This is a genomic window from Aquipuribacter hungaricus (assembly GCF_037860755.1).
In the GTDB taxonomy this organism is placed as follows: domain Bacteria; phylum Actinomycetota; class Actinomycetes; order Actinomycetales; family JBBAYJ01; genus Aquipuribacter; species Aquipuribacter hungaricus.
This window is the reverse complement of sequence record NZ_JBBEOI010000493.1, coordinates 1-748: the sequence shown is the minus strand read 5'-3', so window position 1 is coordinate 748 and position 748 is coordinate 1. Positions and strand designations below refer to the sequence as shown.

General features: G+C 79.9%; 1 protein-coding gene. It reads right to left on the bottom strand.

Annotation, left to right across the window (positions count from 1 at the left end; all coding sequences use genetic code 11):
- A partial coding sequence (locus tag WCS02_RS20825; RefSeq protein WP_340296215.1) for a sensor histidine kinase occupies positions 1–748 on the bottom strand: 748 nt, incomplete at both ends.

Below are 748 nucleotides of genomic sequence, written 5' to 3'. Positions count from 1 at the left end.
AGGTCGCCGCCCAGCAGCGTCGCCCGCTCGCGCATGCCGATCAGGCCGTGCCCGCCGCCCCCGGACCGCGCCGGCGTCGGGGCCCCACCGCCGGCGCCCGCCCCGCCGGCACCTGCACCCGCCACGACGTTCGTGACCGTGAGCTCGACCCCGGCGGGGTGGTGGCGGACGACGACCTCGACCGGGGCGCCGAGGGCGTGGGCGCGGGCGTTGGTCAGCGACTCCTGCACCATCCGGTAGGCCGCGGTCCCGGCGAGCGGGCCGAGCGGCACCGGGTCGCCCTCCACGCGCAGGTCGACGTCGGCCCCGGTCTCCCGGACCGAGGCGACCAGGGCGGGCAGGTGCTCCAGGTCGGGGACCGGGGCGGTCTCGCCGGGGCCCTGCTCGCGCAGCAGGCCGACGGCCTGGCGCAGCCCGGCGAGGGTGCGCTGGGCCTCCTCGCGGACCGTGACGACGTACCCGCCGGCGCGGGCGGGGTCGGTGCGCAGCAGCGCCGAGGCGGCCTGGGCGCTGAGCACGATGCCGGAGATGTGGTGCGCGGCGATGTCGTGCAGCTCGCGCGCCATGGCCGTCCGCTCTCGCTGCACGGCTTCGCGCGTCGCGGCCTCGCGCTCCCGCTCGGCGAGCTCGGCCCGCTCCCGCAGCGCGGCCACCAGGCGGGCGCGCGTGCGGACGTAGCCCGCGACGACCGCGGGCAGCGCGAAGCTGACCAGCACCCCGGTCGCGGCCAGCGGGACCGCCCACCGCG